General features: G+C 73.8%; 12 protein-coding genes. 11 read left to right on the top strand and 1 reads right to left on the bottom strand.

Annotated elements, in window-relative coordinates; translation table 11 throughout:
• The first annotated feature begins 35 nt into the window (after positions 1-35).
• Positions 36-2,210 (top strand): primosomal protein N', encoded by a 2,175-nt coding sequence (locus AC07EG_RS08500; RefSeq protein WP_478252374.1) that lies wholly within the window; start codon positions 36-38, stop codon positions 2,208-2,210.
• A gap of 7 nt (positions 2,211-2,217) precedes the next feature.
• Here AC07EG_RS08500 and AC07EG_RS08495 read toward each other — a convergent pair whose 3' ends face one another.
• Positions 2,218-2,880: a GntR family transcriptional regulator gene (locus AC07EG_RS08495; RefSeq protein ID WP_478252373.1), complete on the bottom strand. Its 663-nt coding sequence runs from the start codon at positions 2,878-2,880 to the stop codon at positions 2,218-2,220.
• A gap of 24 nt (positions 2,881-2,904) precedes the next feature.
• On the opposite strand from AC07EG_RS08495, the gene AC07EG_RS08490 reads away from it, so the two are divergent.
• From AC07EG_RS08490 to ribH, 10 genes are all read left to right on the top strand, one after another.
• Positions 2,905-3,825, top strand: coding sequence for a threonine ammonia-lyase (locus tag AC07EG_RS08490; protein WP_478252372.1), 921 nt, complete (start codon positions 2,905-2,907; stop codon positions 3,823-3,825).
• A gap of 48 nt (positions 3,826-3,873) precedes the next feature.
• On the top strand, positions 3,874-5,688 hold the full coding sequence (gene ggt, locus AC07EG_RS08485; protein WP_478252371.1) for a gamma-glutamyltransferase: 1,815 nt from the start codon (positions 3,874-3,876) through the stop codon (positions 5,686-5,688).
• A 101-nt stretch (positions 5,689-5,789) separates the two neighbouring features.
• Complete coding sequence (gene fmt, locus AC07EG_RS08480) at positions 5,790-6,722, top strand: methionyl-tRNA formyltransferase (RefSeq protein ID WP_478252370.1); 933 nt, start codon at positions 5,790-5,792, stop codon at positions 6,720-6,722.
• Positions 6,719-8,170 carry an RsmB/NOP family class I SAM-dependent RNA methyltransferase gene (locus AC07EG_RS08475; protein ID WP_478252369.1) on the top strand — a complete coding sequence of 484 codons (1,452 nt, stop codon included), beginning with the start codon at positions 6,719-6,721 and terminating at the stop codon, positions 8,168-8,170. Before fmt ends, AC07EG_RS08475 begins: the two co-directional genes overlap by 4 nt.
• Positions 8,170-8,673 carry a flavoprotein gene (locus tag AC07EG_RS08470; protein WP_478252368.1) on the top strand — a complete coding sequence of 168 codons (504 nt, stop codon included), beginning with the start codon at positions 8,170-8,172 and terminating at the stop codon, positions 8,671-8,673. Before AC07EG_RS08475 ends, AC07EG_RS08470 begins: the two co-directional genes overlap by 1 nt.
• Before the next feature lie 64 nt (positions 8,674-8,737).
• Positions 8,738-9,721: a zinc-binding dehydrogenase gene (locus AC07EG_RS08465; RefSeq protein WP_478252367.1), complete on the top strand. Its 984-nt coding sequence runs from the start codon at positions 8,738-8,740 to the stop codon at positions 9,719-9,721.
• 73 nt (positions 9,722-9,794) lie between these two features.
• Complete coding sequence (rpe, locus tag AC07EG_RS08460) at positions 9,795-10,466, top strand: ribulose-phosphate 3-epimerase (RefSeq protein WP_478252618.1); 672 nt, start codon at positions 9,795-9,797, stop codon at positions 10,464-10,466.
• Between the two features lie 25 nt (positions 10,467-10,491).
• A complete protein-coding gene (locus AC07EG_RS08455) occupies positions 10,492-11,163 on the top strand; it encodes a riboflavin synthase (RefSeq protein WP_478252366.1) in 672 nt (223 codons plus the stop codon).
• A complete protein-coding gene (locus AC07EG_RS08450; protein ID WP_478252365.1) occupies positions 11,160-12,488 on the top strand; it encodes a bifunctional 3,4-dihydroxy-2-butanone-4-phosphate synthase/GTP cyclohydrolase II in 1,329 nt (442 codons plus the stop codon). Before AC07EG_RS08455 ends, AC07EG_RS08450 begins: the two co-directional genes overlap by 4 nt.
• The gene (ribH, locus tag AC07EG_RS08445; RefSeq protein ID WP_478252364.1) at positions 12,485-12,991 is read left to right on the top strand and encodes a 6,7-dimethyl-8-ribityllumazine synthase; all 507 of its coding nucleotides are present in this window, start codon (positions 12,485-12,487) and stop codon (positions 12,989-12,991) included. Before AC07EG_RS08450 ends, ribH begins: the two co-directional genes overlap by 4 nt.
• Positions 12,992-12,999 lie beyond the last annotated feature (8 nt).

Genomic DNA, 12,999 nt, shown 5'->3' with positions numbered 1-12,999 from the left:
CTGGGCCGGGGGCTTCTTCTGGTAGAGATCACGGGGTGAACGGCGCGACCCCGTTGTGGGACCTCCCCGAGCCGCCGCCCGCCCCGCGCAAGACGGGCGAGGCCGCGGCGGCGTCCGGGGCGTCCGGTACACCTGGGTCGACCGGGGCGGCTGGGGCCTCGAAGAAGAACGCGACCCCGAAGTCGAAGGCGGCCGCCGCGAAGGCCGCGGCCGCGCAGCGCCGTGGTGCGCAGAAACCGGCGCCGAGCGAGCCGGTCGCGCGCGTGATCGTGGACGTGCCGCTCGCCCACCTGGACCGCACCTTCGACTACCAGGTGCCGGAGAAGTTCCACGAGACCGCCGTGCCGGGCTGCCGCGTCCGGGTGCGCTTCGCCGGACAGCTGGTCGACGGGTTCCTCCTCGAACGCGCGGACACCACCGAGCACCAGGGCAGGTTGAGCTTCCTGGACCGGGTCACCTCCAGTGAACCGGTGCTGGGACCGGAACTGGCGGCGCTGGCCCGCGCGGTGGCGCAGCGGTACGGCGGCACGCTGATCGACGTGCTGCGCCTGGCGATCCCCCCGCGGCACGCGAAGGCCGAGGGAGAGCCGCCGCGCGAGGCCGCACCGGTGCCCGAGGCGCCCGGTCGAACCGGCTGGACGCGTTACCCGGCCGGTGGTTCGTTCCTGGATGCGCTCGGCTCGGGTCGCCGGGCGCACGCGGTGTGGCAGGCGTTGCCGGGGGAGGACTGGCCGCGCCGGCTCGCCGAAGCGGCGGCCACCGTCGCCGCCGCCGGCCGGGGCGCGGTGCTGGTCGTACCGGATCAACGCGACCTCAAGCGCCTGCACCGGGCCTGCGCCGACCTCGTCGGCGATGACGCGGTGGTCGCGCTGACCGCCGAGAGCGGGCCCGCCGAGCGGTACCGCCGCTGGCTGGCCGTGTCGCGCGGGGCGGTCAAGGTGGTCGTCGGCACGCGGGCCACCATGTTCGCCCCGGTGGACGACCCCGGCCTGTTCGTGGTCTGGGACGACGGGGACGACCTGCACGCCGATCCGCACATGCCCTACCCCCAGGTGCGCGACGTGCTCATGGTGCGGGCGCACGCCAGCAACGCGTCGCTGCTGGTCGCCGGGTTCAACCGGACGGCCGAGGCGCAGCTGCTCGTGGAGACCGGCTGGGCGCACCCCATCGTGGCGAGCCGGGAGGACCTGCGTGCGCGGGCACCCCGGGTGACGCCGGTGGGGGAGGACTTCGACGTCGCCAGGGACGAAGCCGCGAAGGCGGCGCGCCTGCCGTCGGTCGCCTTCGAAGCGGCGCGCCAGGGCCTGGCCGCCGGTGCGCCGGTGCTGGTCCAAGTACCTCGACGCGGGTACGTCCCGGCGCTCGCGTGCGGCCAGTGCCGTACCCCCGCGCGGTGCCGCCGCTGCGCCGGACCGCTGGTGCTGCCAGGTGGACGCGACCAGGACGGCCCGCGGGCGCCGCACTGCCGGTGGTGCGGGGTGCCCGAGGCCGCGTTCCGCTGCCCGGCCTGCGGCTCGGCGCGCCTGCGGGCGGTGGTGATCGGCGCCAAGCGCACCGCCGAGGAGATGGGGCGCGCGTTCCCGGGGATCGCGGTGCGCACTTCCGGCGCGACCGAAGTGCTGGCGGAGGTACCCGCGCGCCCGGCACTGGTGGTCGCGACGCCGGGCGCGGAACCGGTGGCCGAGGGCGGCTACGGCGCGGCGCTGCTGCTCGACGGCTGGGCGCTGCTCGGCAGGCAGGACCTGCGGGCGGCGGAGGAGACACTGCGCCGGTGGATGGCCGCCGCGGCGCTGGTCCGGCCGGGGCCGGAGGGCGGCCGGGTGGTCGTCGGCGCGGAGGCGGGGCTGGCGCCGGTGCAGGCGCTGGTGCGCTGGGACCCGGCGTGGCACGCGAGCGTCGAACTGGGTGAACGCCGTGAGCTGGGCTTCCCGCCGGCGGTGCGGATGGCCAGCGTGGAGGGCAGCCCCGAGACGGTGGCGACCTACCTCGACGAGACGCGGTTGCCGGACACCGCCGAACTCCTCGGCCCGGTACCGCTCGGCGAAGTCGACGACGAGGGGCGCGCGGAACGCGAGCGCATGCTGATCCGGGTGCCGCGCGAAGACGGCCGCGCCCTCGCCGCGGCGCTGGCGAGCGGGCAGGCCGTGCGCAGCGCGCGCAAGGAGGCCGAGGCGGTGCGGGTGCAACTCGACCCGCTGGAGCTGATCTAGTTCCCGATCAGGCGCCGCCGGACGGAGGGTCGAGCCAGTCGAGCACGGCGCGCAGGCCGGCGTCCCAGTGCGCGGTGAGCAATCGCGCCGCGCGCTCGGTGTCGCCGGAGGCGAACTCGACGAGGATTTCCAGGTGCTGGCGGTCCGGTTCGGTGCGGTCGACCGTCTCGCGCAGGTAGGTCAGTTCGTAGCGCGACAGGTTGGTGCGCACGCGGCCGACCATCTCCTGGAGCTGCTGGTTGCCCGCGGCGGCGACCAGGCTGGCGTGCCACTCCGAGTCGAGCCGCCAGCGCCGGATCGGGTCGCTGCAGTCCTCGAGTTCGGCGAGCAGCCGTTCCAGTTCGCGCACGGTCGCGGAGGGCGGCGTGCTCGCGTTCCGCACGGCGAGGCTCTCCAGCGCGCCCAGGATCGGGTACAGCTCGCTGGCCTCCCGCGCGTCGAGCGGTCGCACGGTGAAGCCGCGGGCCAGCGCGGAGCGCAGCACCCCTTCGGCTTCGAGGCGGAGCAGGGCCTCGCGGACCGGGGTGCGGGAGACGTCCAACTCGCGCGACAGGGCGGCCTCGGTCACCGCTGTGCCTGGTGGGTAGGCACCCGACCAGAAGAGTTCGACGACCCGGGCGTACACGGCGCCGCGCAGCGGCTCGGCGCGCGCGATGGGCGTTGCGGACACCTGTTCATCGTATACGATACGCAGATGGTGGCGCTCTCCGCGGCGAACATCGCCGAAGCTGTCGAACTGGTCGAACCGGCCTTCCAGCACACCCCGCAGTTCCACGATCCCGTGCTGGACCAGCGGCTCGGTCGCGAACTGGTGCTCAAGGTCGAGACGCTCAACCCGCTCGGCTCGTTCAAGGGGCGCGGGGCGAGCTACTTCGTCCGCGGCCTCGAACCGGGACGGGAGGTCGTCTGCGCGTCCGCCGGGAACTTCGGGCAGGGAATCGCCTACGCGGCCGCCGCACGTGGCATCCCGGTCACCGTGTTCACCGCCGAGAACGCGAACGCGGGCAAGATCGCGCGCATGCGGGCGTTCGGCGCGGTCGTGAAGCAGTCCGGCGCCGACTTCGACGTCGCGAAGGACGCGGCGCGCGAGTACGCCGCGGCGGACGAGCGGTTGTTCGTGGAGGACGGGGAGGTGCCCGCCATCGCCGAGGGCGCCGGCACGATCGGCGTCGAACTGGCGCCGCTCGAACTCGACACGCTGCTGGTGCCGGTCGGCAACGGCGCGCTGATCGGGGGCATCGGCTGCTACCTTCGCGCACACGGGGCGCGGACCCGCCTGATCGGCGTGTGCGCGGCCGGGGCGCCGGCGATGCGGTACAGCTGGCGCGACCGCACCCCCGTGGCCACCGAGAGCGTGGCCACCATCGCCGACGGGATCGCCGTCCGGGTGCCGGTGCCCGCGGCGGTCGAGTGGGCCGTCGAGTACGTCGACGACATGGTGCTCGTCGAAGAGGCGACGATCGAACGGGCGATGCGCCTGCTCCGCGAAACCACGGGGCAGCTGGTTGAACCGTCCGCCGTGGCCGGGATCGCCGCGCTGCTGGAACACGACATCCCCGGGCAGCGCATCGGCACGATCATCACCGGCCGCAATTACCACGCCGATACCGCCTGAACGCCCGTACTGGTGAATTTCGCGGCGTGCTGCGGCAGGATGTCGCGCATGCCTGTTCAGCGCAGAACCCGCATCCTCCGCAGCGTTCTCGCCGTGTCGTGCGCGACGGCACTGGTCTCCGCCGCCGCTCCCGCTTCGGCCGCGCCCGGCGTGCCACCCGGCAAGGTCCCGGAGCAGGCGGGATACCTCGGCGCGGTGTCCAGCATCGACGCCGACGCCAGCCAAATCGGCATCGACGTGCTCCGCCGGGGCGGCAACGCCGTCGACGCGGCGGTCGCCACGGCCGCCGCGCTCGGGGTGACCGACCCGTTCTCCGCCGGGATCGGCGGCGGCGGGTTCTTCGTCTACTACGAAGCCCGCACCGGCGAGGTGCACACGATCGACGGCCGCGAGACCGCGCCCGCCACGGCCGACGAGAACCTGTTCGTCGAGAACGGCAAGGCCATCCCGTTCGCCGAGGCGGTGACCAGCGGCCTGTCCGTCGGCGTGCCGGGCACCCCGCTCACCTGGCGCGACGCGCTGCGCAAATGGGGCACGCTGCCGCTGTCCAGGGCGATCCTCCCGGCCGCCGACCTGGCCGAGCGCGGGTTCACCGTGGACCAGACCTTCCACGACCAGGTCGCGAACAACGCCGAGCGGTTCAGCGCGTTTCCGGCGACCAGGCAGATCTACCTCCCCGGCGGCGCGCCGCCCGCGGTGGGCAGCCGGTTCACCAACGCCGACGTCGCCAGGACCTACCGCGAACTGGCGCACACCGGTACCGCCGCGCTCTACCGCGGCCGCATCGGTGAGGACCTCGTCCGCACCGTCCGGCAGCCGCCGGTCGACCCGGCCGCCGGGCTCAACGTCCGCCCCGGTGAACTGACCACGCAGGACCTCGCGGAGTACCGCACGGTCGACCGCGAGCCCACGCACACCGAGTACCGCGGGCTCGACGTCTACGGCATGCCGGCGCCCTCGTCCGGCGGGCTGACCGTCGGCCAGGCGCTGAACATGCTCGAAGGCACCGACCTGTCCAAGCTGGACAAGGCCGACTACCTGCACCGGTTCCTCGAGTCCACCCGGCTGTCCTTCGCCGACCGCAACCGCTGGATCGGCGACCCCGGCTTCGTCGACGTGCCGCAGGCCGAGTTGCTCAGCCAGGAGTTCGCGGACAGCCGCGCCTGCCTGATCGACCCGGCGCAGGCCCTGCCCAGCCCGGTCGCCCCAGGCGACCCGCGTGCGCCCCAGCCGTGCACACCCGGCGGAACCGCCGCGCCCACGCCGTACGAAGGGGAGAACACCACCCACCTGACCACCGCGGACCGGTGGGGCAACATCGTGGTCTACACGCTGACCATCGAGCAGGAGGGCGGCAGCGGCATGGTGGTGCCCGGCCGCGGGTTCCTGCTGAACAACGAGCTGACCGACTTCTCCCTGGTGCCGGTGACCCCGGGCGTGCCCGACCCGAACCTGCCCGGTCCCCGCAAGCGCCCGCGGTCCTCGATGGCCCCGACGATCGTGCTCGCCGACGGCAAGCCGCTGCTGGCGGTCGGTTCACCGGGTGGCGCGTCGATCATCACCACCGTGCTGCAGGTGCTGACCGGGCGGCTGGACCGCGACCTGAGCCTGGTCGAGGCCATCGCCGAACCGCGTGCGTCGCAGCGCAACTCCGACAACGCCCAGGTGGAGCAGGCGTTCCTGGACCAGCCGGAGACCGCGCAACTGCGGGCGCGCGGGCAGGAGTTCTCCTCGGCACCCGCCGAGATCGGCGCGGCGACCGCGGTGGAACTGCTGCCGGACGGCCGCTGGCTCGCCGCCGCGGAACCGGTGCGCCGCGGCGGTGGCTCGGCGAGGGTGGTGCTGCCGGTACCGCACCCCTGACCGGCTAGCTCGGAGCGAACATCACCGGCGACTAGACTCGCGGTGATGTTCGCTCCCGCTGCTTCCTCCCCGCCACCGGCCGCCGCCCCCGAGGGGGTCCGATGAGGCTGGTCTTCGCCGGCACCCCGGAACCGGCCGTGCCCGCGTTGCGCGCCCTGCTCGACTCCGGCCGCCACGAGGTCGTCGCCGTGGTCACCCGGCCGGACGCCCAGGCCGGCCGCGGCCGCAAGGTGCTGCGCTCGCCGGTCGGCGCACTCGCCGACGAGCACGGCATCGAGGTGCTCACCCCGGCCCGGGCCGGTGACCCCGACTTCCTGGCGCGGCTGACCGAACTGGCCCCGGACGCCTGCCCGGTGGTGGCCTACGGCGCGCTGCTGCCGCAGGCCGCGCTCGACATCCCGGTGCACGGCTGGGTGAACCTGCACTTCTCGCTGCTGCCCGCCTGGCGCGGGGCCGCGCCGGTGCAGGCGGCCGTGCGCGCCGGTGACGAGATCACCGGCGCGTCCACCTTCCGCATCGTCAAGGAACTCGACGCCGGACCGGTTTTCGGCGTGGTGACCGAGAAGATCGGTGCCACCGACACCGCCGGCGAACTGCTCGGCAGGCTCGCCGAGTCCGGCGCGCGGCTGCTGCTGTCCACAATGGATGGCATCGAGAACGGCGAGCTGACCGCGGTACCGCAGACCGGCGAGGGCGTCAGCTACGCACCCAAGATCACCGTCGAGGACGCGCGGGTGTCGTTCGGCGACCCGGCGATCGCGGTGGACCGCCAGATCCGCGCGGTCACCCCGGAACCGGGGGCCTGGGCGGAGTTCCGGGGGGAGCGGTTCAAACTGGGGCCGGTGTCGGTCACCGGCGAGCAGGAGGAGCCGCTCGCCCCGGGGGAATTGCGGGTGGAGCGCAAGCGGGTGCTCGCCGGCACGGCCACCAGGCCGGTGGTGCTCGGCCAGGTGCAGGCGCAGGGCAAAAAACGGATGGCTGCCACCGATTGGGCGCGCGGCACGAGGATCGAACAGGGAGAGCGCCTGACATGAACAGCCCCCGAGAGAACCGGGACCGCGGCGAGCGGCGCCCGTCGCGGCCGCAGCGCGGGCGTCCGGCGCCCCGCAAGGACGGCCCCCGGCGCCCGCCGCCCGAGGACCCCGCCCGCCGCGTCGCACTGGACGTGCTCCGCGCGGTCCGCGAACGCGACGCCTACGCCAACCTGGTGCTGCCGGACCTGTTGCGGGAGCGGCGGATCAAGGGCCGCGACGCCGCGCTGGCCACCGAGCTGACCTACGGCGCGTCACGGGCGCAGGGCCTGCTGGACGCGGTGCTCACCGCCTGCCTCGACCGCCCGCTGTCCAAAGTGGATGGTGTGGTGCTGGACGGGCTGCGCCTGGGCGCCTACCAGCTGCTGCGCACCCGGATCCCGGAGCACGCCGCCGTGACCTCCACCGTGGACCTCGTGCGCGCCGACGCCGGTTCGCACACCGCCGGATTCGTCAACGCGGTGCTGCGCGCGGTCTCGGCCAAGGACGAGGCCGCCTGGCTGGACGAGGTCGCCCCGTCGCCGGACGAGGACCCGATCGGCAACTTCGCGCTGCGCACCGCGCACCCCCGCTGGGTCGCCCGCTCCTTCGCCGAAGCGCTGGGGGACAAGGGACCCGAGCTGGAAGCGGCACTGGCCGCCGACGACGAGCGGCCCGAGGTGCACCTGGTCGCCCGGCCGGGTGAGATCACCGCGGACGAACTGGCCGCGATCACCGGCGGCGAGCCCGCGCCCTACTCGCCCTACGGGGTGCGGCTGCCGGCCGGGGCGGGCGACCCCGCCGACGTCGAGCCGGTCAAGGAGAAACTGGCCGCGGTGCAGGACGAGGGCAGCCAGCTGTGCGCCGTCGCGGTGACCAGGGTCCCGGTGGACGGCCGGGACGAGCGCTGGCTCGACCTGTGCGCGGGGCCCGGCGGCAAGGCCGCGCTGCTCGGCGCGCTCGCCGCGTTGTCCGGTGCCGCGGTCGACGCCGTGGAAAAAGCACCCCATCGGGCGAACCTGGTCCGCAAGTCGACCGAGGGCCTGCCGGTCACCGTGCACCTCGGCGACGGCCGCGAGCCCGAACTGGAGGCCGGTTACGACCGCGTGCTGGTCGACGCGCCGTGCAGCGGCCTCGGTTCACTGCGCCGGCGCCCCGAGTCGCGCTGGCGGCGCCAGCCGTCGGACGTGGCGGAACTGACCAAGCTGCAGGGGGAACTGCTCACCTCCGCGCTGAACCTGGTGCGTCCCGGCGGCATCGTCACCTACGTGGTCTGCTCACCGCACCTCGCCGAAACCGAGGGTGTCGTGGGGGAGACCGCCCGGCGCGCCAAGGCCGAGACGCTCGACGCGCGCGAGTTCTTCCCCGGCGTGCCGCAGCTCGGCGATGGGCCGTACGTGCAGCTGTGGCCGCACCGCCACGGCACCGACGCGATGTTCTGCGCGGTCCTGCGGCGCCCGGAGACCGCCTGATGGATCGGGTGCTCGGGCTCGTCGGCAGTTCCTGCGGCGGCCTCGACACCCGGTTCCGCACCGACCTGGCCGAACCGGCGGCGGCCCGCGGCTGGCGGCTGGCCATCACGCTGACGCCGACCGCGTCGCGCTGGCTGGACTCGGCGGGTGAGCTGGACCGCCTGCGCGACCTCACCGACCTCCCGGTGCGGTCCACCTCGCGGCTGCCCGGCGAGCCGCGGCCGCACCCGGACCCGGCGCACTTCCTGTTCGCCCCGGCCTCGGCGAACTCGGTGGCCAAGCTGGCGCTGGGCCTGGCCGACAACCAGGCGCTGACCGTGCTCGGCGACGCGCTCGGTGAACCCGGCGTGACCATCGCGGTCGGCTACCAGGTGCGCGACGCGCGGTCCGCGCACCCGGCGTGGCGGGGGCACCTGGCCGCGCTCGGCGGGGCGGGCGTGCGGTTGCACCGGCTGGACCACCGCCGCTCGTGGTCGGGCGTGCTCGACGAACTGGACACTTGACCTCTAGTTAACTGGAACTCCTACGGTCGTGCCGACACCGTCGAAAACGATCTTGGAGTCCAGCATGCACGCCATCCGCCAGCACGAGTTCGGCCCGGCCGGGAACCTGCGCTACGAGGAGGTGGCGGATCCGGAGCCCGGGCCGGGCCAGGTGCGGATCAGCGTGCGCGCGGCCGGGGTGCACCTGCTCGACACCTCGATCCGCCAGGGCGTCGGCGGCGGGCCGATGCCCCTGCCCGAACTGCCGATGACCCCGGGCCGCGAGGTGGCGGGCGTGGTGGACGAACTCGGCGCGGACGCCGATCCGAGCTGGCTGGGCAGACGGGTGGTGGCGCACCTCGGCGCGGCCAGCGGCGGGTACGCCGAACTCGCCGTCGCGCCGGTCACCGCGTTGCAGGAGATCCCGGACGGGGTCACCGACGACGGCGCGGTCGCCACCATCGGCACCGGCCGCACCGCGATGGCCGTGCTGAACGACGCGAAGATCACCGCCGCCGACGTGGTGCTCGTCACCGCGGCGGCCGGTGGCATCGGCAGCTTCGCGGTGCAGCACGCGCACAACACGGGTGCCTTCGTGGTCGGCCTCGCCCGCGGCGCGGAGAAGCTGGCCATCGTCGGCGAACTCGGGGCCGACCTCGTCTTCGACTACAGCGAGGACGACTGGGCGGCGCGGGTCCGGGAAGCGCTGGGCGGCCGCGAGGTGACCGTGGCACTGGACGGCGTCGGCGGCGCGCCGGGCCGCGCCGCGCTGGAGCTGCTGGGCGTCGGCGGCAGGCTGGTCATGTTCGGCTGGTCGGCCGGGGAGCCGCTGCCGCTGTCCGCAATGGACTTCTACGGCCGCGGCCTGACCGTCTCGGTGCCGATCGGCCAGCGGATCATGCGCACGCCCGGTGCGCTGCGCGCGCTGGAGGACCAGGCGCTCGCCGAGGTCGCGGCGGGCCGGATCGTGCCGCTGGTCAACGAGCCGATCCCGCTGGCCGAGGCCGCGCGGGCGCACACCGACCTGGAGCACCGCCGGACGGTGGGCAAGGTCGTGCTCCGGCCGTGACCTGAGCATCGCAGCATGCGAGACGGACGCCGGGGCGCGACCTCCTAGACTGCGGGTCGTGGCACATCGACCGTTGATCGCACCCAGCATCCTGTCCGCCGACTTCGCCCGGCTCGGCGCGGAGATCGAAGCCGTCGCCGGGCACGGCGAAACCCGGGCCGACTGGGTGCACGTCGACGTGATGGACGCGCACTTCGTGCCGAACCTGACCCTGGGCCTGCCGGTGGTGCAGTCGCTGCTCAAGCACACCGACCTGCCGCTGGACTGCCACCTGATGATCGAGGACCCCGACCGCTGGGCGATCGGGTACGCCGAGGCTGGCGCGCACAACGTGACCGTCCACGTCGAAGCCGCGCACGATCCGGTGAAGCTGGCGAAGGACCTGCGGGCGGCCGGGGCGAAGGCGGGCCTGTCGATCAAGCCCGGCACGCCGCTGGAGGACCACCTCGACACGCTCAAGCACTACGACACGCTGCTGGTGATGTCGGTGGAACCGGGCTTCGGCGGGCAGTCCTTCATCGCCGATGTGCTGGAGAAGGTGCGCACCGCGCGCCGCCTGGTCGACACCGGCCACCTCAAGCTGCTCGTGGAGATCGACGGCGGGATCAACGCCGACACCATCGAACAGGCCGCGGAGGCCGGCGTCGACTGCTTCGTCGCCGGTTCCGCGGTCTACGGGGCCGGGGACCCCGGCAAGGCCGTGGCCGCCCTTCGCGAGCAGGCCGCCCGGGCCGCCGGGCGCTGACCGAAACCACACAGGAGGCGTTCAAGTGTTCACCGGCATCGTCGAGGAACTCGGCGAGATCACCGCGGTAGAGCAGCTCACCGATGCCGCGCGGCTGGCCGTGCGGGGCCCGGTGGTCACCTCGGACGCCGCGCACGGCGATTCCATCGCGGTCAACGGGGTGTGCCTGACCGTGGTGGAGGTGACCGGAGACACGTTCACCGTGGATGTGGTGCACGAGACACTCCGCCGCTCCAGCCTGGGCAAGGTGGCCGCCGGCGACCGGGTCAACCTGGAACGCGCGACCGCGCTCGGCGACCGCCTCGGCGGGCACATCATGCAGGGGCACGTGGACGGCACCGGGACGTTCCTGTCCAGGGACCCGGACGGGCTGACCCACTTCGCGCTGCCTCCCGCCCTGGCCAGGTACGTGGTGGAGAAGGGGTCCATCGCGGTGGACGGGGTGTCGCTGACGGTGGCCGCGATCTCCGCGGAGGAGTTCTCCATCGCGCTCATCCCGACCACGCTGGAGCTGACCACGCTCGGCAGGCGGGAACCGGGCGAACCGGTCAACCTCGAGGTCGATGTGCTGGCCAAGTACGTGGAGAAGCTGGCTGCACCACATCTGCCGACGGCCGGGCGGTCTTCGGTGGACAATGGCGGTACAGATGGCGGTACAGGCGGTAGTGACGGCGGCACCAAGGAGCAGCGCGGATGAGTGACATCGACGAGTGGGCGCCGGCCGGCGGGAACAGCCCGGCGGCCCCGCGCGGGCAGGCCGCGATCGACCGGGCCATCGCCGACATCCGGGCGGGCAAGCCGGTGGTCGTGGTGGACGACGAGGACCGCGAGAACGAGGGCGACCTCATCTTCGCCGCCGAGAAGGCCACCCCCGAGCTGCTGGCCTTCATGGTCCGCTACACCTCGGGCTACGTCTGCGTCGCGCTGACCGAACAGGACTGCCAGCGGCTCGACCTGCCGCCGATGTACCACACGAACCAGGACCAGCGGGGCACCGCGTACACGGTCACCGTGGACGCCGCCGAGGGCATCAGCACCGGCATCTCGGCCGCCGACCGCTGCCACACCATCCGGCTGCTGGCCGATCCCAAGACCGTGCCCGCCGACTTCCGGCGCCCGGGCCACGTGGTGCCGCTGCGCGCCAAGGAGGGCGGCGTGCTGCGCCGGCCCGGGCACACCGAGGCGTCGGTCGACCTGGCTCGACTCGCCGGGTTGTCCCCGGCCGGGGTGCTCTGCGAGATCGTGTCGCAGAAGGACGAGGGCGACATGGCCCGCCGCGACGAGCTGGAGGTCTTCGCCGCCGACCACGACCTGCAGCTGATCACCATCGCCGACCTGATCGCCTACCGGCGGCGCACCGAGAGCCAGGTCGAGCGGGTGGCCGAGGCCCGCATCCCGCTCGCGCACGGCACCTTCCGCGCGGTCGGCTACGACAGCCTGCTCGACGGCATCGAGCACGTCGCGTTCGTCTACGGCGAGATCGGCGACGGCGAGGACATCCTGGTCCGCGTGCACTCCGAATGCCTGACCGGCGACGTGTTCGGCTCGCTGCGCTGCGACTGCGGCCCGCAGCTGGACGCCGCGCTGGCCGCGGTCGCCGAAGAGGGCCGCGGCATCGTGCTCTACGTGCGCGGGCACGAGGGCCGGGGCATCGGCCTGCTGCACAAGCTGCAGGCCTACCAGCTGCAGGACGCCGGGGCCGACACGGTGGACGCGAACCTGGCGCTCGGCGTGCCCGCCGACGCCCGCGACTACGGCACCGGCGCGCAGATCCTCTGCGACCTCGGGGTGAAGTCGATGCGGCTGCTGACCAACAACCCGGCCAAGCGGGTCGGGCTGGAGGGCTACGGGCTGCGGGTGACCGGGCGCATGCCGCTGCCGATCTCGCCCAACCCGGAGAACCTGCGTTACCTCAAGACCAAGCGCGACCGGATGGGGCACGACCTGTCGCAGCTGGAGCACTTCGATGACGTGGGCGCGGTCGGGGTGGACGACGTGGTGAACGGCGGTGGCCCGCGGTGAGCGGCGAAGGACGGCCGTCCGGCGGGCTGGACCTGAGCGAGTGCACGAACCTGCGGCTGGCGATCGTGGCCACCCGGTGGCACGAGGAGATCACCGGCAGCCTGCTCGACCGCGCGCTGGCCACCGCCCGTGAGGCGAAGCTGGACGAGGAGCCGATCGTGGTCCGGGTGGCGGGCGCGGTGGAACTGCCGGTGGTCGCCCAGGCGCTGGCGCGCACGCACGACGCGGTGGTCGCGCTCGGGGTGGTGATCCGCGGCGGCACCCCGCACTTCGAGTACGTGTGCGACGCGGTGACCGCCGGGTTGACCAGGGTGGCCCTCGACGAGAGCACGCCGGTGGGCAACGGGGTGCTCACCTGCGACACCGAACAGCAGGCACGGGACCGGGCCGGGTTGCCCGGCTCGGCCGAGGACAAGGGCGCCGAGGCGACCGTGGCGGCGCTGGACACCGCGCACGTGCTGCGCGGGCTGCGGCAGCCGTGGACCGAACGAGGATTCGTGTGACCGGAACG

The sequence above is a fragment of the Amycolatopsis sp. NPDC045836 genome (assembly GCF_056431745.1).
This window is presented reverse-complemented; position numbering and strand designations above follow the sequence as displayed.

Excerpts from the sequence above, each read along its gene's own strand:
- AC07EG_RS08490 (WP_478252372.1), top strand. The coding sequence starts at position 2,905 with ATGGTGGCGCTCTCCGCGGCGAACATCGCCGAAGCTGTCGAACTGGTC.
- ggt (WP_478252371.1), top strand. The coding sequence starts at position 3,874 with ATGCCTGTTCAGCGCAGAACCCGCATCCTCCGCAGCGTTCTCGCCGTG.
- fmt (WP_478252370.1), top strand. The coding sequence starts at position 5,790 with ATGAGGCTGGTCTTCGCCGGCACCCCGGAACCGGCCGTGCCCGCGTTG.
- AC07EG_RS08475 (WP_478252369.1), top strand. The coding sequence starts at position 6,719 with ATGAACAGCCCCCGAGAGAACCGGGACCGCGGCGAGCGGCGCCCGTCG.
- AC07EG_RS08470 (WP_478252368.1), top strand. The coding sequence starts at position 8,170 with ATGGATCGGGTGCTCGGGCTCGTCGGCAGTTCCTGCGGCGGCCTCGAC.
- AC07EG_RS08465 (WP_478252367.1), top strand. The coding sequence starts at position 8,738 with ATGCACGCCATCCGCCAGCACGAGTTCGGCCCGGCCGGGAACCTGCGC.
- AC07EG_RS08450 (WP_478252365.1), top strand. The coding sequence starts at position 11,160 with ATGAGTGACATCGACGAGTGGGCGCCGGCCGGCGGGAACAGCCCGGCG.